This window comes from Streptomyces sp. NPDC104581, assembly GCF_055583685.1.
In genome coordinates this window covers 16,583-40,991 of the sequence record NZ_JBVJNN010000056.1, presented here as the reverse complement: position 1 = coordinate 40,991, position 24,409 = coordinate 16,583, and the positions used below count along the sequence as shown (strand labels likewise).

The following is a 24,409-nucleotide window of genomic DNA, read 5'->3' as shown; positions in this document are numbered from 1 at the left end:
GAGCACTGGAGGAAGCGTTGTCCGGGTCCGAAGGTGGCGTAGTCCTGGGCGAGTACCGTCCCGGTCAGTGCCCGGTGGGGGGTGAGGATGGCTTTCGGCCGGCCCGTGGATCCGGAGGTGTACATGATCGACGCCCCGTCCTCCGCAACCCCGCCCGAGACGGGATTCGTGACCGGACGGTTGTCCACGGACAGGGAGTCCAGATCGACCGTGTCCGCGAGCCGGCCGCGCGTCGGCCCATGGGCCAGCACGGTGACCGGTTCCGCGTCCCCGGCGATGAGGGCGAGGCGTTCGTCGGGGAAGTCGGGGTCGAGGACCGCGTAGGTCGCGCCGGTCTTGGTGACCGCGAGCAGTGCGGTGGCGAAGGTGATTCCCCGCTCGACCAGCACACCCACCGTCCGCCCCCGGCGTGCTCCGTGACGGTCCATCAGATAGTGCGCCAGTCGGTTGGCCCGTTCGTTCAGCTCCCCGTAGGACAGCCGCTCGTCCTCGAAGACCAGGGCCGTCGCGTCCGGGTCCCGTTCCACCTGCCCCTCGAAACGACCCCCGAGCGTGACCCCGTCCACCGGCCGCACCGTGTCGTTCCACCCGTGGAGCACCAACTCCCGCTCACACGCCGACATCACCTCCACCTCACCGACCAGCACCCCGGGGCCCGAGGTCATCGAGGAGACGATCTGATGGAAGGTCCGCTCGTACGCCGAGAGATCGACGCTCTCCCGGTACGCCTCGTCGATCGTGAAGTCGACCCGCAGCCCCCCGTCGGGACCGCGGCTGACCGTGAGCGAGAGATCCTCGGCGGTTCCCCCGGTCGAGAGCAGATGTCCCACGGCCGGTATCCCGGCGAACGACGACTGCTCCCCGGCGACCACGATGTTGACCACCGGACCGAACCGTCGCCGCCCGTTCCCCGGCCACCCCAGGTCACGCATCAGATCGGCCGAGTCGTACCGCTGGTGCCACTGCGCGCGCAGGGTCCCCGCCGCCACCCGTGCGGCGAACTCCTCGCACGTCTGCGCGTCGTCGACCCGGCAGCGCAGCGGAATGACGTTGGCCATCATGCCCGGCACGCTCATGCCGTCCTTGCCCAGCCGCCCCGACACCGGCAGGCTCAGCAGGACGTCCGGGTCGCCGGTCCACAGCCTGCGGTGCAGGACCGCCGCCGCCAGCACCGCCTGCTGCCAGGAGATCCCCGCGCGTGCGCCGAACGCGACGAGCCGCCCGAAGCCCTCCTCGTCCACCGACGACGTCTGCCGGCTGATCCGGTGCGTGAGCGCCCCGGACGCTCCCGGGCCCGCCGGATACTCGGCGCCGGCCATGACGTTCTTCCAGTACACGGCGTCCCTGGCGCGCGCCTTCGAGGTCGCGTACGCGTCCTGTTCCGCCAGCAGCCGTTCGAACGAGCCGTACGGGGTTCCCGGTCCGCCGGCCCCGGCCAGGGACGCGTACAGCTCGGCGGCCCTGCGTCGCATCAGGGTCGCGCTGTAGCCGTCGTTGACCAGATGGTGCGCACGGTTGTACCAGAAGTAGCGGTCGGGGCCCACCGCGAAGAGCATGTGGTGGAAGAGCGGGCCCCGTTCGAGGTCGGGCACGGTACCCAGGTCGTCGAGCATCCGCCGTCGCGCGGCTGCCACGGGATCCGGTTCCGAGCCGACGTCGATCAGCTCCACGGCGAAGTCCGGCGCGTCGCCGAAGTGCTGCCGGGGCACACCGTCCACTTCGCTGAAGGTGATGCGCGCGGTCTCGTCCTCGGCCACCAGGGCCGTCACCGCCGCCTTGAGGAGTTCCGGGTCGGCCGGTCCGTTGATCTCCAGATAACCCCCCATGTTGAAGACGGGGTTGAGCGGATCCATCCGCTGCGCGTACCACACCCCCGACTGCGCCTCGTTGAGCGGACGTCCGCCGTTCACCGGATCAGACATGGCTTCCCCTTGTACGTTGTTCCGTTGGCGGACGCGTGATGGGTACGTCTTCGCGTGGCCGGGCGCGTGACCGCGTCGGCGCGGTCCTGATACCGCGCCGGGCATCCCGGACGAGCCCGGGCCCGGGTCCTCAGACGCCGGCCACTGCCTCGCGGCGCTGGATGATGTCCAGAATGTCCTGGACGCTCTCGACGTCGATCATCTCGCTGTCGTCGAGCGTGAGGAAGAAGCGCTTCTCCACCTGGACGAGGATCTCCACGAGCGAGAGGGAGTCGATTCCCAGGTCCTCCTCCAGCCGGTCCCCGGCGGCGATGTCCGCCCGGACCTCCGGCAGGACGTAGACGACGATCTCCCGCACTCTCTCCAGTGCCGTTTCCATGTTTCTCCCTCGGTGATGGCGGGCCGATGCCGCGCCGGGTGGGTGGGTGGTGACGGTTCTTCGGTACGTCAGGAGCCCGTGGGCCGGGATCCCGTGGGGGTCTCAGATGCTGTCGGCGGGGGCGACAGGGGGCAGGTCCGGCCAGATCAGCGTGGCCGCGGCCCAGGTGACGCCGCCGCCGAACGCGGCGAGCAGGACCTTGTCGCCGGCCTTCAGCTCCCCGGAGCCCATGGCGTCCATGAGCGCGAGCGGAATCGAGGCGGCGGAGGTGTTGGCCACCCGGTCGACGTTGATCACGGCCCGGTCCTCGGGCAGACCGATCTCCTTCGCGGTCGCCGCGAGGATCCGGCGGTTGGCCTGGTGCGCGACGAGCCGGTCGACGTCCTCGACCGACCAGCCGGTCTTCGCGAGCACGTCGAGAGACGCCTCGGCCATCCGGGCGATCGCGTGCCGGTAGACGAGCCGCCCCTGCATCCCCAGATAGCTCTGCTCCGGGCCGACCGGCGAGAGCGGCGAACGCTGACGCGAACCACCCGCCGGTGTCAGCAGGATGTCCAGCAGATCGCCGTCACTCCCGAGCGTCTGGGCCAGCAGGCTGCCCGGCTCGTCGGCGGTCCCGGCGCGTACCACCACGGCTCCCGCGCCGTCGCCGAAGATCGGCGCGGTGATCCGGTCGTCGTGGTCCACGATGGTGGAGATGGCGTCCGCGCCGATGATCAGGCCGGTGCCGTAGACACCGGAGGCCAGCATGCCCGCCCCGGCCGACAGCCCGTAGACGAAGCCGGAACAGGCGGCGTTCAGGTCGAAGGCGGCGATCCCGCCCAGTCCCAGCCGGGAGGCGACGGCGGGCGCGGTGGAGGGGAAGGTGTGGTCGGGCGTGCAGGTCGCGAGGATGAGGAAGTCGACCGCGGGGTTCCCGGCCGCGTCGAGCGCGCGCCGTCCCGCCTCCACGGCCAGGTCCGAGGTGGCGCCCTCCGGGTCGACGAGGTGGCGCTGCTCGATCCCCGTCCGTTCCCTGATCCAGTCCGGTGTGACACCCAGTCTCTCCGCCACCTCCTCGTTCTTCACGACGCGGGCGGGCAGGGACGCGCCGATTCCCGTGATGACGGCGGTCCTGGTGCCTGGGGCACTGTGCGTTTCCGGGGACATGGGTCCTCCTTGAGTGCGCGTGTGGTCGGCCCGGCGGGATTCCGTCACTCTCCGAGGCCCGTTGCTTTCCTCATCGAACACCTGGCACGAAACGGCCTGCGGCAGTTGTTCCGGCATTCGCGGAGCAGAACGGCCCGCCGGGACAACCGCCTCCGGGCCCCGGTTCACCGGTAGCCCGCGACCGTCGCCACCCGCGCGGCGGCCGGCTGGAAGGCGCGCACCAGGTGGAACACCTGGAAGCGGGAGCGGCCCAGCTGATAGCTGGGGCGGGCCGTGCCGCTCAGCAGCAGGTCGCGCACCATGCGGCCGCACTCCGGCAGGGTCCGCCCGGTCAGCACCGCGACATCGGCCAGCTCGAACTCGCCGTCCGCGCCGTCCCGTTCCCCGTCGCACAGCCGGGCGAGCAGCGCCCTGCCGTCCGCAGGCAACCGGGACACCCGGCGCCGCAGCGCCTCCTGGAACCTGGCCCCCTCGTCGTCCCCCGACAGATGGACCAGCAGGCTCGCCAGGTCGTCCGCCAGGCACTGCCGCAGGGTCGCCAGGTCGTAGACGACCAGCCAGGAAGCCGCCGCCCGCAGCGCGGATGGCAGACCGTCGAGCCTGCGGCACACATCGGCGACCGCGGGGACGTCGTCCTGCGTCAGCGCGTACTCCGGCCTGGTGCGCCGCAGCTGGTCGAGGAAGAGACGTACGGCCGGTATCCGCCCCAGCGAGTCGGGCGTGTACTCCTGCGCGCGGTCCGGAGCCTCCAACGGGCCCAGCAGGAAGGTGCGTTCACCCGCGAGCCCGTACGGCCCCTCCGAGGTCACCAGAATCCGCAGCTCCGGGCAGTCGCGCAGCAGCCGGTCGATCCCGTCGGTGTCCGGACGGTCCGCGAGCGCGCCGTCCACCACCAGGAGCGCGGGCCGGTCCGCGACGAGTTCGGCGAGCGCCGTGACATCGGCGTACGGGTCGGTCCCCTCCGTCGTGCCCGCCACCGGGGGCCGCGCTCCGGGCGGACCGAACAGCGTCCCGGCGCACGCCGCGACCAGCGCGGCCAGACCCTCGGGTCCGCTCTGCTGCCGGTACGCGACGGGCGGGCCCGCGAAGGCCGCCCACAGCACGGGGAACCCGCTGCCGCTGTGCAGCCGGGCGGCCACCTCCAGCGCGAGCCGGGTCTTGCCCACCCCGCTCAGGCCCATCACATTGACCAGGCGCTCGGTTCCGGAGGCGAGTTCGGCGGTGAGGGCTGCGGCCTCGGACTCCCGGCCCATCAGGGTGTCCAGCGCGGCCGGCGGCACCATGGGAGTGGCGTCGTAACCCGCCTTCAGCGCCCAGCCGTTCTGCCCCTGGCGGGCGGCTGCCTCCAGATCGGCACGGGCCCGCGGGCCCAGCCGCAGCCCGTCGGCGATCAGCCGGACGGTGGCGTGCCGCGGCCGGGTGGCCCTGCCCTGCTCCAGATCGCGGATGGCCCGCACACTGATGGTCGAGAGATCCGCCAGCTCGCGCTGCGTCAGACCGACCCGGTCGCGGTGCCCGCGCACCAGCCTGCCGAACAGCCCGGTGTCATCGGCCGCTTCACCGTCTCTGTCCGCCCTGGCGCTCACCGTCTTGGCGCTCGTCGTCACGTTCCACACTCCTCGCGTCGGGACCTGGGTCCGGGCGACGGGTGTTCCCTCGTTGTCTCCGCCCCCGGACCGGAACTCCCCACCCATCGTCCGAATCCGGCTATCGGCGCGGCATCGCCGGAACAACGGTCGGAGGCTCTCCCACGACGCGTGGGGCGCAAATGAAACCGAGGGTGAAAGGATGACGGTCACAGGTGATAGCGGCGGGTTAAAGACCGCGATAGTCCCGAGTTTCCACCTCTCCCTAAGTTCGGTGTCATCGAAGAGCGGAACCGAGGGAAGGAACCCCCGAGATGAGCGTCAACACAGTCCTCAAGAGCCTCGTCATCACCGCCGTCATCGGCGGCACGGTCCTGATCGGCGGCACCGCCGCCCACGCCGCCGAGAGCGGCGCGCCCCTCGCGACCGTCACCCTGTCCCCGGCCTCCGTGTCCGTCCCCACGGACGGCAACGACCCCTGGGACGTCCCCGGGCCGGGCAACGACCCGTGGGACAGAGCCCCCAAGACGAACAACCCCTGGGACAGCGCCCCGATGTCGAACAACCCCTGGGACAGCACGCCGAAGACGAACAACCCCTGGGACTGACCCCACAGGGACCCCGGACAGCCCGGACAGCCCGGCCGGTCGACGGACGCACCGGTCGGAAGGCGGCAGCGCCGCCCGGAGACGGGCAGCGGCCCCGAGTGCCCCACTCGCAGGAAATAGCCGCCGGTCACCCGCGACGGACCCGTCGCGGAAGCGCCGCCCCGCTCGTCCCTACGGCAGCCGCGCGATGTCGCGCCGTACGATCTCCGCACCACCGTGATCCATGATCTGTTCCCGCACCGCGAGTGCGCGGACGAAGAAGCCCCGGGCCTCCTCGAAACGCCCCTGGCCGGCCTTCAACTCACCGAGATTACGCAGCAGATGGCCTTCGCCGATCAGATCCCCACTGCCGCGCACCATCTCCAGCACACCGGTCAGCGTCCGCTCCGCCTCGTCGTGCTCACCCCGCTGGAACAGCACTTGACCAACCCGCCGCAGCGCACGCGCCTCACCGCCGGTGTACCCCACCGACCGGTAGATCCCGAGCGCCTCCTCCAACTGGGCGTGCGCGGCGGCCGTATGACCGCGCCTCATCCAGATGTGCGCGCTCTGCGTCAGGACGCTCGCCCTGCCGACGATGTCACCGACCAGCCCGAAGTCGTGGATCGAGCGGTCGTACAGCGCCAGCGCCCGCTCGTCGTCACCCGCTTGCCGTTCCAGAAGGGCCAGGTCCCGCCGGCACAGTGCCAGTCCGCCCCGGTCGCCCAGTTCGTCGAAGATCGCCAGCGCCTGCTCCAGCGAGTCCCGGGACTCCTCCGGCCGGCCACTACTGAGATAGAGAGTGCCCAGCGAGCTGAGCAGAGCCGCGGTGCCGCGTCTGTTGCCGGATCTTCGAACCGCCGCGAGCGCCGCCCGGTGCGTCGTCTCCCAGTGGTCCAGATACCCACGGGCCTCGAAGAGCGTCACCAAGGTGGTCGCGAGATCCCAGCACAGCTCGTCCAGCCCTTCCCTCGCCGCGTGTTCCACCGCGTTGCACAGATTCTCCTGTTCCCGGTCCAGCCAGTCGAGCGGGTCGGCGAGCAGCTCCTCCACATAGTCGGCCGGCGGCACCCACCGCGCGGCCGAACCGTGCAGCACGGTGTAGTCGCCGCCGTAGATCTTGCGGTGGGCGCGCTCCGCCAGCGCGAGCCAGCCGCCCAGCATCCGTTCCGTCGCGCTCTGCCGCACGGACTGGCTGTCGGTGACGGCGAGCTGTTCACGCGCGTAGACCTTGATGATTTCGTGGAACCGGTAACGGAACTCACCGGTGCTCTCGACCGAGACGACGTCGAGCATCTGCACGTCGACCAGGGACTCCATCAGGTCCGACGGCTGCGCGCGGTGGTCGTCCAGCAGCGCCCCCGCGAGCCAGCCCGGCAGCGTCGGCCCCTGCGCCAGACTGAGCAGGCGCAGCAGATGCCGGTCGGTGGGGTCGAGTCCGTCGAACGTCAGCGACAGACTGGTCCGGATGGTCATCTCGCCGTAGGCCAGCTCGTCGAGCCGGTGGCGTTCGTTCGCCAGGCGGTTGACCATCGACGCGAGCGACCAGTGCGGACGGGCCGCCAGCCGCGCGGCGACGATCCGCAGCGCCAGCGGCAGACCGCCCACCGTACGGATCAGCGCCCGCGCCGCCTCCTGCTCGTCGGACACCCGGTCGGGGCCGAGGATCAGACCCATCAGCTCCAGGGCCCGGCCCTCGTCCAGGATCTTCAGTTCGATACGGCGCGCGCCGGGCAGGGCCGTCATCCGGGACCTGCTGGTCACCAGCACGGCGCAGTTGTCGCTGCCGGGCAGCAGCGGGCGGACCTGGCTCTCGTCGTAGGCGTCGTCCAGCACGACCAGCACCCGGCGGGTGGCCATCAGCGTGCGGTACATCTCGGCGCGTTCGTCGAGGGAGGCGGGGATCACCGGGCCGGGAATGCCCAGCGCCCGCAGGAAACGGCCGAGCGCGTCGGCGGGCGCGACCGGTTCGGCCCCCGCGCCCCGCAGGTCGCAGTAGAGCTGCCCGTCGGAGAAGACCTCCCCGCTCAGCCGGTGCGCGATGTGGGTGGCCGTGGTGCTCTTGCCGATACCGGGCTTGCCGATCATGACGACCACCCCGACCGCGCGCCGGCCGGCGCTCCCGGTCAGTACGGCCTCGACCGTCTCGATCAGCGCCTGGTCACCGACGAAGTCCGCTGTGTCCGTGGGGAGTTGGTGCGGAAGTTCGTCACGGTGCCCCGGCTCGGCGGTGTTCGGTACGGGAGCGACCGGTTCGAGGGCGTGCTGCGCCGGGGCGGGCGGTCCGGCGTGCAGCGCGCTGTCCCCGGCGAGGATCGCCGTCTCCAGCAGGCGCAGTTCCTCGCCGGGCAGCAGCCCCAGCTCCTCGATCAGCAGATCGCGGCCCGCGCGGTAGATGTCCAGCGCCTCGGCCTGCCGGCCGGACCGGTGCAGTGCGAGCATCAGCTGGCCGCGGAGCCGTTCCCGCAGCGGGTTCTCGTGCAGCAACCGCCCTAATTCGCCGACCAGTTGGTGATGGCGGCCGAGGTCGAGCTCCAGCTGGATGTAGGTCTCGACGGCGTTGAGCCGGTCCTCGTCGAGCTGGAGCGCCTTCGCGCGCAACGCGTCGCTGGTGACACCGCCGAGGCACTGGCCGCGCCAGAGTGCCACCGCCGAGCGCAGCAGTTCTGCGGCCTCCCCGATCCTGCCCTCCTTGACCAGCACCCTGGCCTCCGCCGCACGGCGGTTGAACAGCCGCAGATCCAGCATCTCGTCGGCGGCGCGCAGCAGATAGCCCGGCGGCCTCGTGGTGATCGGGGCGTCGATACCCGCCTCCGCGAGCCCCTTGCGCAGCCGGGACACGCAGATCTGCACCTGGGTGCGCGCGGTGTCGGGCGGCTCCTCGTCCCAGATCAGGTCGACGAGGTAGTCGGTGCTCACCACCCGGTTGGCCTCCAGGAGCAGCGCCGCGAGGATCACCTCCTGGCGGCCAGGAGGTATCCGTACGGGACCCACGGGGCCCCGCACCTCCAGCGGGCCGAGGATCAGGAAGGCAAGCTGTGCCGAGCTGGTCCGTTCCACTGCCGACGACTCGATCATGCGTCTCCAAGCTCGGACACATCTGCGACGTTTGGGCACAGTGTCAACGACCGTAAAACCGGTTGTCCATGGGGTGTGGATGGCTATCTTGGATATCCGTGTGTCTGGAAAGTAAATTCCGCGAACCGGGGAGTGCCGGCCGCGCCCCGCCACTCGGCGTATGAGCTGTGTGTTCGTCAAGTCCTGCCGATGTGCGGCGTGTTGCCCGACCGTCGGACGACTGACGGCAGATCAGATCAGGACGGCTGTCCGCCTGGTGTGTTTCCTGGGGCGGGTGTTGTCTGTGACTGTTTGCCCGATCCTGCGCGTGGCCGATGTCTTACGCCCGCGGGTGGCCATCTGAATCGCACTCCGTTCCGATTCCGTTCACAGTAATAGCGCGGTGATAGTCCCCAGTAGTGACACTCGAAGAAGGTGTCGGAGCGAACCACGCATCGGGGCACGGATGCCTCGGCGCGAGTGAGAGGAGTAGCCGTATGAGCGGCCTGTTTCCGAGGCGGTCGCCACAGAGTGCCGCCTCCATGGCGGCCGGAATCGATCATGTGCGGCTGTCCTATCACTACCGCGACACCGGGGACATCGATGCGTTCGGATCACTGCTGCATGAGGACGTACAGGTCAAGCGGCCGGACGCACCCTTCGGGCACGGCCGCGACGAGGTCATACGGCTGCACACCCGCATGGCCGGGGGCAGGGAGCACCACCACATCTACAAGATCGTGGCCGACGGCGACTGCGTGGTGGTGACGGGGAGTTACACGGGGGCCGCCGACGGCGAGGGGGCGAACGGGGCCCACGCGGGCCCGCTGGAGTTCGCCGACGTCTTCACCCTCACCGACGACGGCATGCTGCTCGGCTACCGGCGGTTCTACTTCGTCGCGCCGGGCTGAGGGGAAGTCACCGCGCCCGCCGGTCCGTCGGGGTTGCTGTCGATCCACTCCTGGAGCTGGTCCGGCGTGACCGCCGGGTCGGCGATGAGCGCGTTCAGCTTGTCCGAGGCGTGGACGGTGGTGCTCACGGCGGGGCAGCGTCCGCACGCCGCCCGGCCGGTCTGCTGCCACCACTGGCAGCGCGCGCGCAAGTGGCAGCGGGGGAGGGGCTGTTCGTCGGCGGCGGGCAGCGTACGGACCTTGTCGATGAGCGTGCAGTCGTTGTTGAGGCGGTGGGCGCAACTGCTGACGCAGTGCGAGGCGAAGCGCAGGACGCGGCTCGGCTCGATCCCGTCCGGGATCATCGGCAGGACGTCCCTGGCCGGAGCCGGTGTCGCGAGGTAGGCCAGGGTGCCGTCCGACTGGGAGCGGACGCCGAGAACGACGGCCTCGGGCGCGAGCGCCTGTCCGCTGGGGCACCACGTGGTGGGTGCGGGTTCGGCAGCAGTTGCGACGTCGGGCGTGTTCTCGGTGTCCATGACTCTCCTCGGGGCGACGGTGTCAGCAGGCGGCGGTCGTGGCCGTGCCGGGCTTCGACTGGAGGGCCGGGCGGCCCACCGGGTCGCCGTTGAGGGCGACGGCCCCCTGGGCGGCCTCCAGGGCGACCGCCTGGGCCAGGTGCTCATGGAGTTCGGCGGTGCTCGTGATCCGCTCGGCGGCGGCCGGCGCCGGGGCGGCGACCGCGGCGGTGGTGCCGACGGTCAGCAGCCCTGCGGTCAGGAGCGCGGCGGCGGCTGCCCGGTGTGTCTGGGGCAAAGGAGACATGAAGGGATCCCTTCGGGTGGACTGATGGAGCGCGTAGTGCGTTCCCGAAAGGACGCTAGGGGCGTGGAGAGCGTGCGACCGGCAGTCGCGGTGCCGGGTGGGGCGGCGGTTTCCGGTCAATGTCGCGAGCGCCGCCGTACGCGCCCGACCAGCCGTTCGGCGGGCGTCGATGAGGGTGTTCGCGCCACGGGCCGAGGATCGGCGGCGGTGGGCCGGGGCCGCCCGCGTACGGGCACCGTCGCCGGCGCGACGCCCGGGCGGGTCCGGGTCCGGGTCCGGGTCCGGGGCCGGGTCGGCGTCCGGCTCCCGCGTGCCGGCCGGGGGGCCGTCGCCGCACCGCCGTTCGCGCGGCGGACCGTTTCCGGCGCCGCGCCGGGAACGACCGCTCAACCCCGGTGGGCCGGCCGGGGCAGACGGAGCGCCGAGACCAGGAAGAAGATCCCTCCGAGGGCGGCGTAGCCCGCGAGGGCGGTCAGTGAGGGGTTGTCCCGGGTCGCGCCGCGGACGAAGCTCGCGCCGGCCAGCACCGAGATGCCGCCGCTGGCGATCATGGCCCACTGCCCGCGCATCGGCCGGCGCCTGACGCCCACGAGGAGCTGGACCAGCCCGGAGAGGACCGCCCACACGCCCCAGACGCGCAGCACGTCGGCGACGCCCGAGGTGCCGGCGACCGCGATCCCGGCGGCGGCGAGAGAGCTGACGGCGATATTGGCGTACAGGCCCCCGACCGGCCCCCCGGTCCGCGCCGACCTCGCGTCGACGACGGCCGCGGCCACGTCGAAGGCCGGATAGGCGAACAGCAACAGCCGTGCCCCGAGGGTGAGTTCCGGGCCGGACACCAGCAGGAGCGCCGCCCACGCGGCTGCGAAGACGAAGCGCGCGACATACAGACGGCGCAGCGCGGTCGTGGCGCCGATGTGCTCGGCGGAGGCGATGGATGCCATGGGGTTCTCCAGTGGGTGCTTAAGGAGAGAGAACGATCTCTCTTTTTTCGGCTGCTCCGGAGCCTGGCACACCCGCGCCGGGAAAACAAGAGTGAACGTTCTACCCGCTACCATGGGCGGTATGACACGGACGGAAACCGGCGCGGGCCCCGGCAGGCGAGTCTCCGCAGCGCGTGAGCGGCTCCTGAAGACCGCCGGGCAGCTGTTCTACGCGGAGGGCATCCACACGGTGGGCGTCGACCGGCTGGTCGCCGAGGCCAAGGTCACCAACGCCACCTTCTACCGCCACTTCCGCGGCAAGGACGACCTCGTCGCCGCCTACATCGCCGGCGTCGACCAGGCGATCCGCGCCCAGATCGGTTCCCTGACGGCCGCGGGCGTACCGGCCGACGGCATCCTGCTCGGCATCGGTGCCTCGCTGGCCGAGCAGATCGGCTCGCCCGGCCACCGCGGCTGCGCCTTCCTCAACGCGGCGGCGGAGTTCCCCGACTCCGGTCACCCGGTCCACCGCGCCGTCGTGGAGCACCGCGAATGGTTCCTGCGCACGATCACCGGGCTGTTCGCCGACATCGCGGACTCGTCCGCCGAGCACGCCGGGCGGCACTTCGTCATGCTCCGCGACGGCGCGATGAGCGCCGGCTACCTCGACGACCCCGTCCTGGCCGGCGAGACCCTGCTGCGCGGCATCGAGGGGCTGCTGCGGATCCACACCGCCCGCGGCACCGACGAGCGCGCCGCCGCCACGGCCGGCCCGGCGCCCTCGGCGGCCACGACGGTGCCCGGCATCGAGTGCTCCCCTTCCGGGGCGTGACCGAGCCGGGTTCCCGGACCGACTTCAGTACCCGCCGACCGGGCGGTCCCCCGTGCGGATCCGCCATCGATCGAGGAGTGGACACCACCCCATGACAACAGTCCCGCAGCTGGCCGCCGTCCCGTTCGGACTTCTCCCCTCGGAGGGTTCGGTCTGGGAGGCCGGCGCGGATGGCGCGACGGTACGCACCACCGCCCACCCCCACAGCGACATCTTCGCCGACCCCGCGCAGGGCGTCACCGCCGACGCCGAGACGCTGCTCAACGCCGCCACACTGCTGGGCCGCCCGCCCGCCGGGGACTTCCAGCTCAGCGCCCGGGTGAGCGTCGGCTTCGCCTCGACCTTCGACGCCGGAGTCCTGCTGCTCTGGATCGACGAGCGTCACTGGGCCAAGCTCTGCTTCGAATACTCGCCGCAGGGGCGGCCGATGGTCGTCTCCGTCGTCAACCGCGGTGTCGCCGACGACGCCAACGCCTTCACCGTCGACGGCGACTGGGTCCGGCTGCGCGTTTCCCGTGTCGGTCACGCCGTCGCCTACCACGCCTCCACCGACGGCACCACGTGGCACATGATCCGCTACTTCGCCCTCGACGACCCCGGCGGCCGGGCCCTGATCGGGTTCGAGGCGCAGTCGCCGACCGGGGAGGGGTGCGCCGTCACGTTCGACGAGGTGCGCTTCACCCGGGACCGTCTCGCCGATCTCAGGGACGGCTCCTGATCCGCCTCCTCGGCTGAGGGCCACCGCCCGGCCGCGCGGCCCGACCCGTGCGACGAGCTCCGCGAGCACGGGACGGGGGAGTGGCACGCAGGCAAGTGTACGTTCGTACGCTCCCCCTGTAGGGTCACACGCATGACAGTCGACACCATGGTCGGGCCCTCCGCGGCCGAGCGGCGGGCCCGTACCGCCGTCGCCCTGCTGTTCCTCACCAACGGGGCCCTGTTCGCCAACCTGCTGCCGCGCTACCCGGAGATCAAGGCCGGCCTCGGGATGAGCAACACCGTCTACGGCCTGGCCGTCGCGGCGTTCCCGGCCGGTGCCATCGTGGCCGGACCGGCCGCCGGGGCGCTCGTCCGCCGGTACGGCTCGGCGCGTGTGGCGGTCGCCGGCACCCTGCTGACCGGCGCCGGCACCCTCGCGGCCGGTGTCGCCGGATCGGTGCCCCTGCTCGCGACCGCACTCTTCCTGGCCGGGGCGACTGACGCCATCACGGACGTCGCGCAGAACGCGCACGGCCTGCGCGTGCAGCGGCGCTACGGGCGGTCCATCATCAACTCCCTCCACGCCACCTGGTCCGTCGGCGCGGTCACCGGCGGCGCGATGGCCGCCGGAGCGATCGCGCTGGGCCTCTCGCGCGGGCAGCATCTGGCGATATCGGGGATCGTCTTCGCCGCCGCTGCCTGCCTCGCCCTGCGGTACTGCCTGCCCGGCCCCGACACCGAGCCGGCGGCCGAGGACCACCGGCCCGAGGACGCGCACCGCACCGGCATCGCCCGCCGTACGGTGTACGTCCTGGTCGCCCTCGTCCTCATCGGCACCGCGGGCACACTCGTGGAGGACGCCGGGAACAGCTGGGCCGCCCTCTACCTCTCCGACTCCCTGGGCGCCTCCGCGACTCTCGCGGCGACCGGCTACATCGCCCTGGTGGGCGCCCAGTTCGTCGGAAGGCTCATCGGTGACCGTCTCGTCGACCGCTTCGGCCGGCGCGCCGTGGCCCGTACCGGCGGCCTGATCGCCGCGGCCGGCATGGGCCTCGCCCTGGCCGTGCCCACCCTCCCCGGCACCGTCCTCGGCTTCGCCGCCGCCGGCTTCGGCGTGGCGACCCTGGTGCCCGCCGCGATGCACGAGGCCGACGTACTGCCCGGCCTCAAACCCGGCTCGGGCCTGACGATCGTCTCCTGGCTCATGCGCCTGGGATTCCTGCTCTCCCCGCCCGTGGTCGGCCTCGTCGCCGACAGCACCAGCCTCCGGCTGGGCCTGCTGGTGGTTCCGCTGGCCGGCGTGCTCGTCGTACTCCTCGCCGGAGTCCTTCAGCCCCGTCGCCCCTGAGCGGCGCACCCTTCCTCCGCTCCCCAGGGCGCCGATCCGGACATAAGGTACGCTCGTACGTCCTCGCGTGTAGGCTCGCACGCATGCCGACGACGGACCACCTGCCCAAGGCCCCCGAGCCCGCCCGCCGCCGCCGGGCAGCCCCCGCCCGCCCGGCCCGCACCCTCTGACGCCGCCCGCCCATGGCCACGGGACACACCGACCCCGAGCGCCGCGAGCGCATCCTCGCCGCGGCCCTCGACCTCATCGCCGACGAGGGAGTCGCCGGCGTCTCCCACCGGAAGATCGCCGCCCGCGCCGGAGTACCCCTCGGCTCGATGACCTACCACTTCAGCGGCATCGACCAACTGCTGCGGGAGGCCTTCCGCCGCTTCACGGACCACATCGTCGAGCTGTTCGACACCCACCTCAGCGCCCCGGCCGACGGCGACCAGGCCAGAGCCGCGGTGGCGGACCTCATCCACACCCTGTCCGACGGCAGTCAGCGCGACCTCGTCCTCACCCAGGAGCTGTACACCCTCGCGGCCCGGCAACCCGCCTACCGCGAACTCACCCACGAGTGGATGGCCCGCAGCCGCACCCACCTGGAGAAGCACTTCGACGCGGACACCGCCCGCCAGCTCGACGCCCTCATCGAGGGCCTGACCCTCCACCGCGCCCTCGCCCGCGAGCCCCACGACCGCGCCCTGACCCTGGAGGCGGTCACCCGCGTCACCACGACCACCGGGCGGACCGCCACCTAGGTCTGCGCGGCCGGTGCCGGATGGCGACCAATCCGGTTGGCGGCGGGCACCGGTCCCGGGGACAGTCCGGGGGCGACTCCCGTAGCCCGCGCTCCCGCGCCGGGGCAGGTTCCGCTGGCCCCCGGGCCGGGGCGGGCGCACGCTGGAAGCGGGGCGTCAAGGAGGTGGTCAATCATGTCCACGCTCGTCGGATGGCACGTGGAACTGCAGTTCACCGAGGAGGGCAACCGCACCTCCGCTGCGGCTCTGGTGAGACTCGCCGACGGCTCGGAGCTGAGAGGCCGGGGATACGCGTTGCGTCACCCGACCGATCCGGAGCAACTGCGGGTGGGCGAGGAGATCGCGGGCTCGCGGGCCCTGGCGGACCTCGCGTCGCAGCTCCTGGAGAAGGCGCACACCGAGATCGACGAGACGACGGGCCGTCACTCGCACCCGATCACCCACTGAGGGCCTGATCGGCGACCGCCGGCATCGTCACCCCGTCCGTCGCGTCCGTCGCGGCTGCCACGGACGCGGTGCGGCCGGCGGGCCGGGTCGGCCCGCCGGGCGCTGCGGTCGGTCAGTGCGTCGTGCTCAGCACCACGGGGGCACGCCGTTGATGTTCTCGACCCAGCGAGCGGATACCCAGCCGCCCTTCTTGAGCAGGTACCAGCGGGAATTGCCGTCCACGACCTGGCCGTTGACCTTGCACTTGATGTCGATGACGGCGCCGTGAGGGATCGAACCGATCGGCTGGTACTTGGTGTTCGGGGTCTTGCGTACGTTGAGCGCCGGGTGGGCGATGACCCGGCCCCGGAAGGCGACGGCCGCGGAAGCCTGGTGGCTCTGCGCGGAGGCGGAGGCCGGTCCGTTGCCCGGGTGGTGGTCGGTGGCGACGGCGGGGGCGGCGAAGGCGGTGCCGGCCAGCAGGACCCCGGCGAGCAGGGAGACGACTCCGTGCCCGGTGTGCGGTGCGCTCATGGCGATGTCCTCGTGTTGTCGGTGAGCAACCGGGGACTCCCCGGTTGCGACACCTTCATGGCACAGACCGGACGCGCCGGGCCCTCGTTCCTCCGGAGGGCACGCCGACTCCCACCCGAATGGGCGCGCGGGGCGCGGGGCTTGTCCCACAGGTGCCGATGAAAAGAATTCTCCGGACGGTGTCGAGAAGCGGTCATCGGCTCCGACGTTCCCTGTGAAAGAGAGTCCAGACCCCGTTCGTACGGGGGCGAGCCGAAGGAGACGGACATGAGCACCGCCGGTTTCGACTATGTCATCACCCGCACCCTGGAGGCGCCGGTCGAGGAGGTGTGGGCCGCGTGGACGCGTGCCGACCGGTACGGGCAGTGGGCGAGCGCCGAGGACGTCGTGCTGGACGTCCGGCCGGGCGGCGCCTGGAGTTCGGTCATGGTCATCCCCGGGGGCACCCGCGTCCCGCTGTCCGGCCGCTACACCGAGGTCGTGGAGAACAAGCGACTGGTGATCGGTATGAGCGTTCCCGGCGGCGGGCAACTCGCCCTGATGACCCTCGACCTGGCCGCCGAGGGCGACCGCACCCGGATCACCGTGTCCCAGTCCCTCGGAAGCGCCGAGGAGCGCGACCAGTCCGAGATGGGCAGCAACATGCTCCTGGACGGCCTCACCGCTTTCCTGGCGGCGGCCTGACGTCCCCGACTCCCCACCCCCACCCGGAACTCCGTGTCGAAGCGGGTACAACCATCCGTGGCGTTCGAGGGTCTTCCAAGTGTGAGCAAACCGCTCTCGGAGTAACAAGGGGGAAATAATGGGAATCGCGCGTAATGCCGCGTCCGCAGGAGCGTTGACCGCACTCGTGATCGGAGCCACCGCCACCTTCGGCGCCACCGCCCACGCCGCGCCCAACGTCACGCCGCAGGGGGTCTGCGGCAGCGCCTACAAGACCGTGAACTCGGCCCCCATCGGTTCGCACGGCACGGTCTACCTCACCTACAACTCCGCGAACGGCAAGAACTGCGTCGCGACCATCCGCACCAACCCGGGCACCGCCAAGTCCATGTCGGCGTACATCTACGTACCCGACACCGACGAGTGGGCCGACGACTCCGGGAACTTCACGTCGTACGCGGGTCCGAGCCGTGTCTACGGCAAGGGCTACTGCGTGAGCTGGGGCGGCCACATCTCCAACGTGTACGTCTCGGTGGAGAACTCCAACTGCGCGTCCCTGAAGGAGCACCGGGTCACCACCGTCCGCTGACCCCAGGTCAGCTCCGCGGCGACGGGGGAGGTTCGCGCGCGTCGCGGGGGAGTCGCGGTCACGCCAGATGTGCGGCGCACGGCCCGGACCCGTAGGAGGTCCGGGCCGTGACGGCTGCTCAGATGTCTCACGAGGCCGGAAGGCGAGGGGAGTTGACGATCCCGGAGCCGTTCGCGCCGCGTGTCGGCTAGGAGCCCGCCGGCGCCGCTTGCTGCGCGACCTCGAACGACCACAGAGTCGCCCCGACGGCCGCCGGTTTGGGCCGTTCGCCGCTCTCCGCGCCACCGCCCTGGTGGGCTGCCCGCACGGGGCCCTCCGACCAGGCCCGGAAGGACTCCTCGTCGCGCCACCGCGTGTAGACGAGGTAGTTGTCGGTGCCGTCGACGGGGCGGAGCAGTTCGAACCACTCGAACCCGTCGGAGTTCTCCACGGCCTGGGCACGGGAGGCGAAGCGCTTCTCCAGCGTCTCCCGCTGCTCGGCGGGGACCGTCAGTACGTTGATCTTGACTACGCTCATGGCCTCATCCTGCCCCACGGTGACCGGCGGGGTGAGGAGCGGGCCCGGAGTGGGACCGGGGCGCGTCCGGGTGCGCTACGAGGCGGCCGGCAGGGCGGAGGCGCGCAGTGCCGCGGCCAGCCATTCGTACGGGAATCGCTCGGGCGGCACGTTGTTCACCGCGGTGACCAGCGCCATGTAGCGGTCGAGCGGCCCCTCCGGCTCCGGCGGTGTGCGGTCCCACTCCGCGCCCGCCAGCATGTGGTCGGCCGTCTGGATACGGAACTCGGGCGTGTCCGGTATCCCGGGGCTGTCGGGTGTCGCGAAGATGCCGGTCAGCCACTCCATCCAACGGTCGGCGTTCTCCCGCCCCCGCGGCGAGTCCGGTGGCACCTGTTCACGCGCCGCGTCCACCACCGCCTGGCCGATCGGCAGGGCCGCCTCCAGACTGTCCAGCATCGGCGACGAGGTCATCAGCGGTCCCGCCCCGGTGGTGCACACCTCGTGCAGCTCACGGCGTACGGCCTGCCGGACCTCGGTGTCCCCGATGAACTCCGCCAGTTCGATCCACGCCTCGAGCTGGGCCGCGGTGGGATGTTCGGGCAGCTCCGGCCGGGCCGCGCGCCACCAGCCGACCATCCGCTCCGGCGGCTCCCAGCCGGTGGAGACCTCCGTCCAGAACTCGTCGATCAGCCGGTCGCGCTCCTCGTCCGCCATGCCTGCCAGCTTGTGCATGAGCGTGACCTGCTCGGCAGTGGAGTCCTGCCGCAGGATGGCCGACAACACCGCGCGACGGCTGCGCAGCCGCGCCTCCTGCCGTGCCAGCAGGGCCAGATGGGTGGCGGCCAGCTCGCGCAGCGTCGCCTCGCCGGCCAGCACCCGCCGGATCTCGTCGAGACCGGCGTCGAGTTCCCGCAGCGTCCGGACCAGCTCCAGCCGGGCGATGGCCGACACGTCGTACAGACGGTGGCCGGCCGGGGTGCTGGCGGCCGGCGTGACGACACCGGCGTCGGCGTAGTACCGGACGGCGCTGACGCTCAGACCGGTCCGCCGGGCCACGTCCCCGATGGCGTACAGCTCGTTCATGTCCATGACGGACACTATGCGATCTCAAGCCACTTGAGATGCAAGCCCCCGGCACCCCGGCAGACCGCGCCGGATGACCGCGTTGCCGGGACGCCATTGACGGCCGTACCGCACACCTTTACGTTGCCCTCACCTGTATGCCGGACATGTGCCGGTCAGGACGGAATCCCGAGGACATGGGGGCAGGGTGATGAAGGCAGTGCTCCAGGAGCGGTTCGGGCCGCCCGACATCCTGCGGCTGGGGGAGGCCGACCGGCCCGAGGCGGGGGCGGGCGAGGTGCTGGTACGTGTGCACGCCGCCGCGCTGAACCCCTACGACTGGCACATGATGCGCGGCGACCCCTACGCGGCGCGGCTGATGGGCGGCATGGGGCTGACCCGTCCGAAGCACCGCGTGGCCGGCATCGACGCGGCCGGAGTGGTGGAGGCTGTCGGCGCCGGCGTGGCAGGGCTCCGGCCCGGCACCCCGGTACTGGGTTTCTGCGCGGGGGCGTTCGCCGAATACGCGTGCACAGCGGCGAAGCTGGTGGTGCCCAAGCCCGGGAGTCTCTCCTTCGAGGAGGCGGCGGCCGTGCCGATGGCAGCGGTGACCGCCCTGCGCGGCATCCGGACGGTGGGCCGGGTCCGTGCCGGGCAACGGGTACTGGTCAACGGGGCGGGCGGTGGCGTGGGCACCTTCGCCGTGCAGATCGCGGCCGGTCTGGGCGCGGAGGTCACCGGGGTGTGCGGTGCGGGCAGCACCGGGACGGTGCGCTCGCTGGGCGCCACACACGTCATCGACCACCACCGCGAGGACTTCACCGGGAGGGACGAGCGCTACGACGTGATCCTGGACAACGTGGGCAGCCTGCCGCTCGGCCGGCTGCGCCGGGCGCTGACCCCGACCGGAGTCCTGGTGGCCAACGGCGGCGGCTCACCGGGCCGGGTGTTCGGGGCGATCGGTTCCACGCTGGGAGTGGCCGCGGTCAACACGGTCACCCGGCACAGCCTGCGCCCGATCATCCCGGCAACCCCGAGCGGTCCGGCCCAGGAGGACCTTCTCGCGGTGACCGCGCTGATCGACGCCGGGCAGATCACCCCCGTGGTGGGCCGGACCTACCCCCTGACCGACACGGCCGAGGCCATGCGGTACTTGGAGGAGGGCCACTCCCGCGGCAAGACCGTGATCACCGTGCGCTGACGGACGGACGGACGGACGGACAGACGGCCACGGTCCCGCCCGCCGGGCCGGGGGCGACCGCGGGCACCGGTCCCGGCGGTCGCGGGGGCAGCCCTCAGCCGGTCGGTACGGGGCGGAGCCGGAGGTACTTGATGGTGCGTCGGTGGTGGGTGCACGCGATGTGCAGCGTTCCGTACGGAGGTCAGCGCGACAGTGGGGTAGGAGAGTTCGCGGTTGAGCCCGTCCCGTGAGTTGTTCGTGAGGCAGTAGCCGTCGCCCGTCTCCAGGTCATGGTGTTCCGGCCAGGTACGGCCGCCGTCCGACGACAGGGAGAGGGTGAGGGGCGCGCGGGGAGTGCCCAGAACGCCGACTCCGTCAGCGGCTCGGGCGGTGTGCCGTCGTCGCTGAGGCCGTCACGAGACGGGCCCGTCAGCGGTACGGCCGGGTCAGCCGAGGGGAGCGGGACCGGTGGGGCCGCCGGCGATCGAGTCCTGACAGCGGAGGCAGTCCCGGTTCCCGCAACGGGTCACCGTCTGGTCGGCGGACATCGCCTTGCTCGCGACGGCGAGGACATCCTTCGCCGAGTAGAGCGCCCACCCGGATCGCCCGACCCGCGCGGTGCGGGCGAGGGGCCGGAGGGAAGGCCCCAGCCGGGGAAACCCCTCGGAGCAGGACCCCGTCTCGACCATGAGGACCCGCCCGTCGGCGTCCCGCGCCCAGCGGACGAGCAGCCTGCGGCCCGAGAGCTGCTCCGCATGGTGGAGCGCTGTCATCCGGTTCAGCCCGACCCCCATGAGCAGGACCGCGCCGTCGTGCTCCGCCAGCAGCCGTACCGGGCCGTAGACATCGGCCGGGCTCTGCGCCCCGGCGAGTTCACGGGCCCGTGGCCCGAGCGCCGCGAACGAGTTGAGCGGGTGGAACCCGCGCTCGGCGTCCGGGCGGGCGAGCAGTCGTGCCGGCAGGACGCCGTTCCCGGCGTTGAGGACGGTGGAGTCGACCGTGAACTCGGGGACCCGCTGAACGGGCGGCGCGTCGGCGGGCAGGTCCGCGTAGTCGATGGCGTTGCGGCCGGGCCGCATCGTGGCCGGGGGCACAGCGCCGAACTGCGATTCGCTGAAGGCCGGTACCAGGACGGTGCACCCGCGGTGGAGGAAGAGATCCAGGATCGCGTCCGCACCGCCTTCGACGGGCTCGCCGAACGACCGGAGCGACGAGTGGACCATGACCGGCCGTCCGGTGAGTTCGAGTTCGTCCATCGCCGTCAAGAGCTGCTGAGTGGATATCGGCACAGTGCGACGCCCCCTGAAGTCGTGCTCGTCGAAGTTCGACTCGTTCCACGGAAAGAACCGTGACGACCAGGACAGCAGGTCGGCGGCCCGCGCACACCCGGTTCAGACGAGGTGACGCGCGTCAATCTCATGGCCCCGGCTCAGCCGGTCAAGCGCGAGGACCGTCGCCCTCGTATCGGGGTGGTCCTCCCCGAGACGTCGCCGACGGACGGCCAGGACCCGGGTGAAGAGGGCCGCCGCGTCCTTGGCACGGCCCCCTCGGGCCAGAACCCAGGCCAGCTCGTGATGGACCGTCAGCGTGGACAGGTGCTCGTCGCCGAGCCCCCGCCGACGGTCGTCCAGCACCTGCCGGTAGAGCCGCTCCGCCTCGACCAGGCGTCCCTGCTTGGCCGCGATCCAGGCCAGTTCGTGGCGCGTGCCCACGGTCCGGTGGTGCGCCTCTCCGAGCACCCTGGCACGATCCCGCAGGACCAGCTCCAGCTCCGCCCTCGCCTCGTCGAACCGACCCTGGTTCGCGATCGACCAACTCCGTTCGAACCTCGTGAGGAGCGTGTCGGGGTGCTGCTCGCCCAGCACCCGCCGGCGTTCGTCCAGCACCAGGTCGTAGCGTGCCTCCGCTTCGGTCCACCGCTCCTGGCAGCCCACCACCCACGCCAGTTCGTGCCGGGTGGCCAGCGTCTGAGGATGGTCGGCCCCCAGTAACCGCGCCCGCCGCTCCGCCACGTCGGAGAACATCGGCTCGGCGTCCGTGAACTCGCCCCGGGTGGCCAGCTCCCAGGCGAGCTGATGGCGCAGGCAGAGGCCGGCCTCGTGGTCCGGGCCGGGGACATGGGCCAGCGCGGCACGGTTCAGCGTCTCCGCGACGTCGCGCGCCCCGCTCGCGTCCAGGGCCCGGACCGTCGCCCACGTCGATCGCAGGAGAGCGGTCAGAGTGTCCGGGGCGATGTCGTCCGCGGCGGTGGCGAGCAGGGCGTGCAGATGGACGCCGAACATCCGGTGGCGCGGCCAGTCCGCCGGTTCGTCGACGCGCAGCCCTGACAGGGCGCCGACCACGAGTTCGACGGCGACCCGCCGTACGAGGGCCCCGTCCGGTTCGGCGGATCGCGCGGGCGCCTCCCGCAAGTGCAGCCGGTTCGTCTCCACCACCAGCGGATGGAGCGTGAGCGCCCGCTCCCGCCCCGGCGACCCGGTGTCGATCAGACCGACCCTCTCCAGCCCGCGCAGCCCCTGCTCCAGCAGCAGGTCCGGATGACCGGGGGCACGGCCCGCCGGCTCGGACGGGAAGAGCGGGGCGAGACGACGGGCGTCGAGGAGGTCCAGCGGGATCGAGGCGTCGGCGGCGTAGCAGGACAGGAGGCGCACCAGGGTCCGCGCGTGGGGTACGCCGCCCCGCGCCAGGTGGTCGAGGGAGATCTCCCAGGTCCGCGTCACGACGAATCGGTCGGACGCCGCCGAACTGTCGAGCAGTGACAGCCCTCCCTCGCTGTCGAGCGCCTCGGCGTAGGCGGCGAAGGTGGGGCAGTGGACGACGGCGGACCTCAAGTACCGCCCCGCCAGGTGCAGTGCGAGCGGTAGTCCGCCCAGCCGCCGGGCGAGCACTCGCGCCTGGGCCTCGTCCCCGGCACCGGGCGCCAGATCCCGCAGTGCCCGAGCGGCGTCGCGCTCACCGAGGCGCCCCAGCGGTACCACCCGGGCGCGCGGGCCCCATGTCTCCTGGTCGGCGTCACGGCTGGTCACGATCGTCAGCCCACGGCGGGACGGCCGCACCCAGCCCGTGCCGTCGCTCCCGGCCGCTCCCGTCACTCCGGCGGCTCCGGTCGGCCGGGGGCCGTTCCGTACGGCTTCGGTGCGCGAGCCGCCGAGGATCTCGGGGGAGTCGGCGTTGTCGAAGATCAGCAACCAGCCGGACGGGGCGCCGCTCAGCAGCTCCCAGAACCGGTCCGGGCCGTCGGCCGCCCCGGTGGCTATCGCCTCCAGATCCGCGGGCCCGGCGTCCAGTTGCCTCGCCACGGAGGCCAGCCCCGCCGCGAGGCTGAGGGGGTCGGCGGCCCAGACCCACCACACCCGGCGCGGCCGGCGTCCGAGCTGTCGCGACCGCGCGGCGTGACGGGCCAGGGCCGCGGCCGCGGTCGACTTCCCCGCACCGCCCATTCCGGCGAGTACGACCACGGCACCCGGCGGCTTACGGAGCCACCGCCTCAGCCGGCGCATCACCTGGTCCCGTCCGCGTATGAGTTCCGGCACCGCGTCAACCGGCGGCGCCACCAACACCCCGGGCGGGCCCCCCGGTTCGGCGCGACGGCGCCTGCTCGCCTCCCTGCCCTGAACACGCACCTGCCACGCGGCGACCCCCACCGCGGCGACCCCCGACAGCGTGCCCACCACCGCGAGCACATCCATCAGAGGGCACCGCGGGCCGGCGGACGGGCGGCTGAGAACTCGTATCCGGGCAACGGCATCTCCAGGCTCCACACGCCGTCTCTCGACAGCGCTCCGACGTCGGAAGTCTGTTCGGCCGACCGACACGTCATGCTCTCAAGACCCCACCACCCCGCAGGCGGGAACCCGGAATGCCCGGGCCCCCACTTGGCCGTCCCGATACGTCACCCGGCGTGTGTCCGGTCAGTGCGTGATCACCGGAAGACCCGTTCGACGAACGCGTCGAGGTTGCCGCGCAGGCGCTCGATCTGCTGGTCGACCGTGAGGGACTCCTCCATGCGCCCGCCCGGTGCCGCCTTCTTGCTGCCCCGTACGTACAACGAGCAGTCCAGGTCCGTGCACATGTAGAGGCCCACCGAGTTGCCCTCGCGGCCGGCCGCGCCCGCCTTGGGGGCGGTCATGAGGGAGACGCCGCTGCCGGGATGCGTGGTCAGGCACAGCGAGCACATGCTGCGGCGCAGGAAACCGCGGTTCCCGGAAGCGGAGCGCAGGGTCAGGCCGACCGGTGCACCGGCGCGTTCGACGACGAGATACCTCCGTTCGGGCGCGGACAGATCGAACCAGCCCAGGAAGTCCAGATCGTCCCAGTGGCCGAGGTCAGCCAGGTCCTTCGGCAGGGGGAGGCGTTTGGCCTGGCCCTTCGAACAGTTGACGAACGAGTTGCGGATGTCGAGCTCGGTCAGGGGTTTCATGCGGGGTCCTTCGAGGGGTGAGGTGAACGGTGGGCGGGGAACGACCCCGGCTCGCTGGGTCGTGTCTTCACAGTCCCGCCTGGCCCGCGGCGGCCG

24 protein-coding genes are annotated in these 24,409 nt (G+C 71.9%); 10 read left to right on the top strand and 14 right to left on the bottom strand.

The features are described 5' to 3' along the window. The 4 genes from ACZ61E_RS30045 to ACZ61E_RS30030 form a co-directional block, all read right to left on the bottom strand. The coding region (locus ACZ61E_RS30045; RefSeq protein WP_469703277.1) for a condensation domain-containing protein at nt 1–1,922 on the bottom strand (1,922 nt) is incomplete at its 3' end. 130 nt (nt 1,923–2,052) lie between these two features. Continuing rightward, a complete protein-coding gene (locus ACZ61E_RS30040; protein ID WP_469703275.1) occupies nt 2,053–2,301 on the bottom strand; it encodes an acyl carrier protein in 249 nt (82 codons plus the stop codon). 102 nt (nt 2,302–2,403) lie between these two features. After that, nucleotides 2,404–3,450: a beta-ketoacyl-ACP synthase III gene (locus tag ACZ61E_RS30035; RefSeq protein WP_469703273.1), complete on the bottom strand. Its 1,047-nt coding sequence runs from the start codon at nt 3,448–3,450 to the stop codon at nt 2,404–2,406. Between the two features lie 164 nt (nt 3,451–3,614). Next, on the bottom strand, nt 3,615–5,057 hold the full coding sequence (locus ACZ61E_RS30030; protein ID WP_469703271.1) for a helix-turn-helix domain-containing protein: 1,443 nt from the start codon (nt 5,055–5,057) through the stop codon (nt 3,615–3,617). 293 nt (nt 5,058–5,350) lie between these two features. Between ACZ61E_RS30030 and ACZ61E_RS30025 the strand changes: the two genes are divergently transcribed. Further along, nucleotides 5,351–5,644: a hypothetical protein gene (locus tag ACZ61E_RS30025; RefSeq protein ID WP_469703269.1), complete on the top strand. Its 294-nt coding sequence runs from the start codon at nt 5,351–5,353 to the stop codon at nt 5,642–5,644. Between the two features lie 171 nt (nt 5,645–5,815). Here the strand turns inward: ACZ61E_RS30025 and ACZ61E_RS30020 are convergent, their stop codons facing one another. Further along, nucleotides 5,816–8,701, bottom strand: a complete 2,886-nt coding sequence (locus ACZ61E_RS30020; RefSeq protein ID WP_469703268.1) for an AfsR/SARP family transcriptional regulator — start codon at nt 8,699–8,701, stop codon at nt 5,816–5,818. Nucleotides 8,702–9,177: 476 nt separating this feature from the next. On the opposite strand from ACZ61E_RS30020, the gene ACZ61E_RS30015 reads away from it, so the two are divergent. Then, a complete protein-coding gene (locus ACZ61E_RS30015) occupies nt 9,178–9,591 on the top strand; it encodes a nuclear transport factor 2 family protein (protein WP_242573200.1) in 414 nt (137 codons plus the stop codon). On the opposite strand, the gene ACZ61E_RS30010 is transcribed toward ACZ61E_RS30015, so the two are convergent. The 3 genes from ACZ61E_RS30010 to ACZ61E_RS30000 form a co-directional block, all read right to left on the bottom strand. Further along, on the bottom strand, nt 9,570–10,109 hold the full coding sequence (locus ACZ61E_RS30010; RefSeq protein ID WP_469703266.1) for a hypothetical protein: 540 nt from the start codon (nt 10,107–10,109) through the stop codon (nt 9,570–9,572). The two genes, ACZ61E_RS30015 and ACZ61E_RS30010, sit on opposite strands and share 22 nt — an antisense overlap. A 22-nt stretch (nt 10,110–10,131) precedes the next feature. Further along, nucleotides 10,132–10,395 (bottom strand): hypothetical protein, encoded by a 264-nt coding sequence (locus ACZ61E_RS30005; RefSeq protein ID WP_078073543.1) that lies wholly within the window; start codon nt 10,393–10,395, stop codon nt 10,132–10,134. 386 nt (nt 10,396–10,781) lie between these two features. Next, nucleotides 10,782–11,339 (bottom strand): hypothetical protein, encoded by a 558-nt coding sequence (locus ACZ61E_RS30000; protein WP_469703265.1) that lies wholly within the window; start codon nt 11,337–11,339, stop codon nt 10,782–10,784. A gap of 112 nt (nt 11,340–11,451) precedes the next feature. Between ACZ61E_RS30000 and ACZ61E_RS29995 the strand changes: the two genes are divergently transcribed. From ACZ61E_RS29995 to ACZ61E_RS29975, 5 genes are all read left to right on the top strand, one after another. After that, nucleotides 11,452–12,150 (top strand): TetR/AcrR family transcriptional regulator, encoded by a 699-nt coding sequence (locus ACZ61E_RS29995; RefSeq protein ID WP_469703263.1) that lies wholly within the window; start codon nt 11,452–11,454, stop codon nt 12,148–12,150. Between the two features lie 91 nt (nt 12,151–12,241). Then, entirely contained in the window at nt 12,242–12,868 is a 627-nt protein-coding gene (locus ACZ61E_RS29990) for a DUF1349 domain-containing protein (RefSeq protein WP_469703261.1), read from the top strand. 132 nt (nt 12,869–13,000) lie between these two features. Then, nucleotides 13,001–14,197, top strand: a complete 1,197-nt coding sequence (locus ACZ61E_RS29985; RefSeq protein ID WP_469703259.1) for an MFS transporter — start codon at nt 13,001–13,003, stop codon at nt 14,195–14,197. A 182-nt stretch (nt 14,198–14,379) separates the two neighbouring features. Next, a complete protein-coding gene (locus ACZ61E_RS29980) occupies nt 14,380–14,940 on the top strand; it encodes a TetR/AcrR family transcriptional regulator (RefSeq protein ID WP_469703257.1) in 561 nt (186 codons plus the stop codon). 174 nt (nt 14,941–15,114) lie between these two features. Continuing rightward, complete coding sequence (locus ACZ61E_RS29975) at nt 15,115–15,387, top strand: DUF1876 domain-containing protein (RefSeq protein WP_469703255.1); 273 nt, start codon at nt 15,115–15,117, stop codon at nt 15,385–15,387. Between the two features lie 126 nt (nt 15,388–15,513). Here ACZ61E_RS29975 and ACZ61E_RS29970 read toward each other — a convergent pair whose 3' ends face one another. Further along, complete coding sequence (locus ACZ61E_RS29970) at nt 15,514–15,900, bottom strand: SH3 domain-containing protein (RefSeq protein WP_469703253.1); 387 nt, start codon at nt 15,898–15,900, stop codon at nt 15,514–15,516. A 267-nt stretch (nt 15,901–16,167) separates the two neighbouring features. Between ACZ61E_RS29970 and ACZ61E_RS29965 the strand changes: the two genes are divergently transcribed. Then, on the top strand, nt 16,168–16,584 hold the full coding sequence (locus ACZ61E_RS29965; RefSeq protein ID WP_469703251.1) for an SRPBCC family protein: 417 nt from the start codon (nt 16,168–16,170) through the stop codon (nt 16,582–16,584). Nucleotides 16,585–16,702: 118 nt separating this feature from the next. Further along, on the top strand, nt 16,703–17,152 hold the full coding sequence (locus ACZ61E_RS29960) for a spore-associated protein (protein ID WP_469703250.1): 450 nt from the start codon (nt 16,703–16,705) through the stop codon (nt 17,150–17,152). 187 nt (nt 17,153–17,339) lie between these two features. On the opposite strand, the gene ACZ61E_RS29955 is transcribed toward ACZ61E_RS29960, so the two are convergent. After that, nucleotides 17,340–17,669, bottom strand: a complete 330-nt coding sequence (locus ACZ61E_RS29955) for an antibiotic biosynthesis monooxygenase family protein (RefSeq protein WP_469703248.1) — start codon at nt 17,667–17,669, stop codon at nt 17,340–17,342. A gap of 75 nt (nt 17,670–17,744) precedes the next feature. Continuing rightward, nucleotides 17,745–18,740, bottom strand: coding sequence for a MerR family transcriptional regulator (locus ACZ61E_RS29950; RefSeq protein WP_469703247.1), 996 nt, complete (start codon nt 18,738–18,740; stop codon nt 17,745–17,747). Between the two features lie 184 nt (nt 18,741–18,924). Here ACZ61E_RS29950 and ACZ61E_RS29945 point away from each other — a divergent pair, with 184 nt between their 5' ends. Beyond that, entirely contained in the window at nt 18,925–19,914 is a 990-nt protein-coding gene (locus tag ACZ61E_RS29945; protein ID WP_469703245.1) for an NAD(P)-dependent alcohol dehydrogenase, read from the top strand. A 425-nt stretch (nt 19,915–20,339) separates the two neighbouring features. Here the strand turns inward: ACZ61E_RS29945 and ACZ61E_RS29940 are convergent, their stop codons facing one another. From ACZ61E_RS29940 to ACZ61E_RS29930, 3 genes are all read right to left on the bottom strand, one after another. Continuing rightward, complete coding sequence (locus ACZ61E_RS29940) at nt 20,340–21,182, bottom strand: AAC(3) family N-acetyltransferase (protein ID WP_469703244.1); 843 nt, start codon at nt 21,180–21,182, stop codon at nt 20,340–20,342. Nucleotides 21,183–21,284: 102 nt separating this feature from the next. After that, complete coding sequence (locus tag ACZ61E_RS29935; RefSeq protein WP_469703242.1) at nt 21,285–23,582, bottom strand: tetratricopeptide repeat protein; 2,298 nt, start codon at nt 23,580–23,582, stop codon at nt 21,285–21,287. A gap of 233 nt (nt 23,583–23,815) precedes the next feature. Further along, nucleotides 23,816–24,313, bottom strand: a complete 498-nt coding sequence (locus tag ACZ61E_RS29930) for an FBP domain-containing protein (RefSeq protein ID WP_469703240.1) — start codon at nt 24,311–24,313, stop codon at nt 23,816–23,818. Nucleotides 24,314–24,409 lie beyond the last annotated feature (96 nt).

Coding starts and splice junctions, on each gene's coding strand:
- ACZ61E_RS30035 (WP_469703273.1), bottom strand. CDS start 3,450: ATGTCCCCGGAAACGCACAGTGCCCCAGGCACCAGGACCGCCGTCATC.
- ACZ61E_RS30020 (WP_469703268.1), bottom strand. CDS start 8,701: ATGATCGAGTCGTCGGCAGTGGAACGGACCAGCTCGGCACAGCTTGCC.
- ACZ61E_RS30025 (WP_469703269.1), top strand. CDS start 5,351: ATGAGCGTCAACACAGTCCTCAAGAGCCTCGTCATCACCGCCGTCATC.
- ACZ61E_RS29950 (WP_469703247.1), bottom strand. CDS start 18,740: ATGGACATGAACGAGCTGTACGCCATCGGGGACGTGGCCCGGCGGACC.
- ACZ61E_RS30000 (WP_469703265.1), bottom strand. CDS start 11,339: ATGGCATCCATCGCCTCCGCCGAGCACATCGGCGCCACGACCGCGCTG.
- ACZ61E_RS29955 (WP_469703248.1), bottom strand. CDS start 17,669: ATGAGCGTAGTCAAGATCAACGTACTGACGGTCCCCGCCGAGCAGCGG.
- ACZ61E_RS29945 (WP_469703245.1), top strand. CDS start 18,925: ATGAAGGCAGTGCTCCAGGAGCGGTTCGGGCCGCCCGACATCCTGCGG.
- ACZ61E_RS30010 (WP_469703266.1), bottom strand. CDS start 10,109: ATGGACACCGAGAACACGCCCGACGTCGCAACTGCTGCCGAACCCGCA.
- ACZ61E_RS29970 (WP_469703253.1), bottom strand. CDS start 15,900: ATGAGCGCACCGCACACCGGGCACGGAGTCGTCTCCCTGCTCGCCGGG.
- ACZ61E_RS29985 (WP_469703259.1), top strand. CDS start 13,001: ATGACAGTCGACACCATGGTCGGGCCCTCCGCGGCCGAGCGGCGGGCC.
- ACZ61E_RS29930 (WP_469703240.1), bottom strand. CDS start 24,313: ATGAAACCCCTGACCGAGCTCGACATCCGCAACTCGTTCGTCAACTGT.
- ACZ61E_RS29960 (WP_469703250.1), top strand. CDS start 16,703: ATGGGAATCGCGCGTAATGCCGCGTCCGCAGGAGCGTTGACCGCACTC.
- ACZ61E_RS29965 (WP_469703251.1), top strand. CDS start 16,168: ATGAGCACCGCCGGTTTCGACTATGTCATCACCCGCACCCTGGAGGCG.
- ACZ61E_RS29995 (WP_469703263.1), top strand. CDS start 11,452: ATGGGCGGTATGACACGGACGGAAACCGGCGCGGGCCCCGGCAGGCGA.
- ACZ61E_RS30005 (WP_078073543.1), bottom strand. CDS start 10,395: ATGTCTCCTTTGCCCCAGACACACCGGGCAGCCGCCGCCGCGCTCCTG.
- ACZ61E_RS29975 (WP_469703255.1), top strand. CDS start 15,115: ATGTCCACGCTCGTCGGATGGCACGTGGAACTGCAGTTCACCGAGGAG.
- ACZ61E_RS30015 (WP_242573200.1), top strand. CDS start 9,178: ATGAGCGGCCTGTTTCCGAGGCGGTCGCCACAGAGTGCCGCCTCCATG.
- ACZ61E_RS29935 (WP_469703242.1), bottom strand. CDS start 23,582: ATGGATGTGCTCGCGGTGGTGGGCACGCTGTCGGGGGTCGCCGCGGTG.
- ACZ61E_RS29980 (WP_469703257.1), top strand. CDS start 14,380: ATGGCCACGGGACACACCGACCCCGAGCGCCGCGAGCGCATCCTCGCC.
- ACZ61E_RS30040 (WP_469703275.1), bottom strand. CDS start 2,301: ATGGAAACGGCACTGGAGAGAGTGCGGGAGATCGTCGTCTACGTCCTG.
- ACZ61E_RS29990 (WP_469703261.1), top strand. CDS start 12,242: ATGACAACAGTCCCGCAGCTGGCCGCCGTCCCGTTCGGACTTCTCCCC.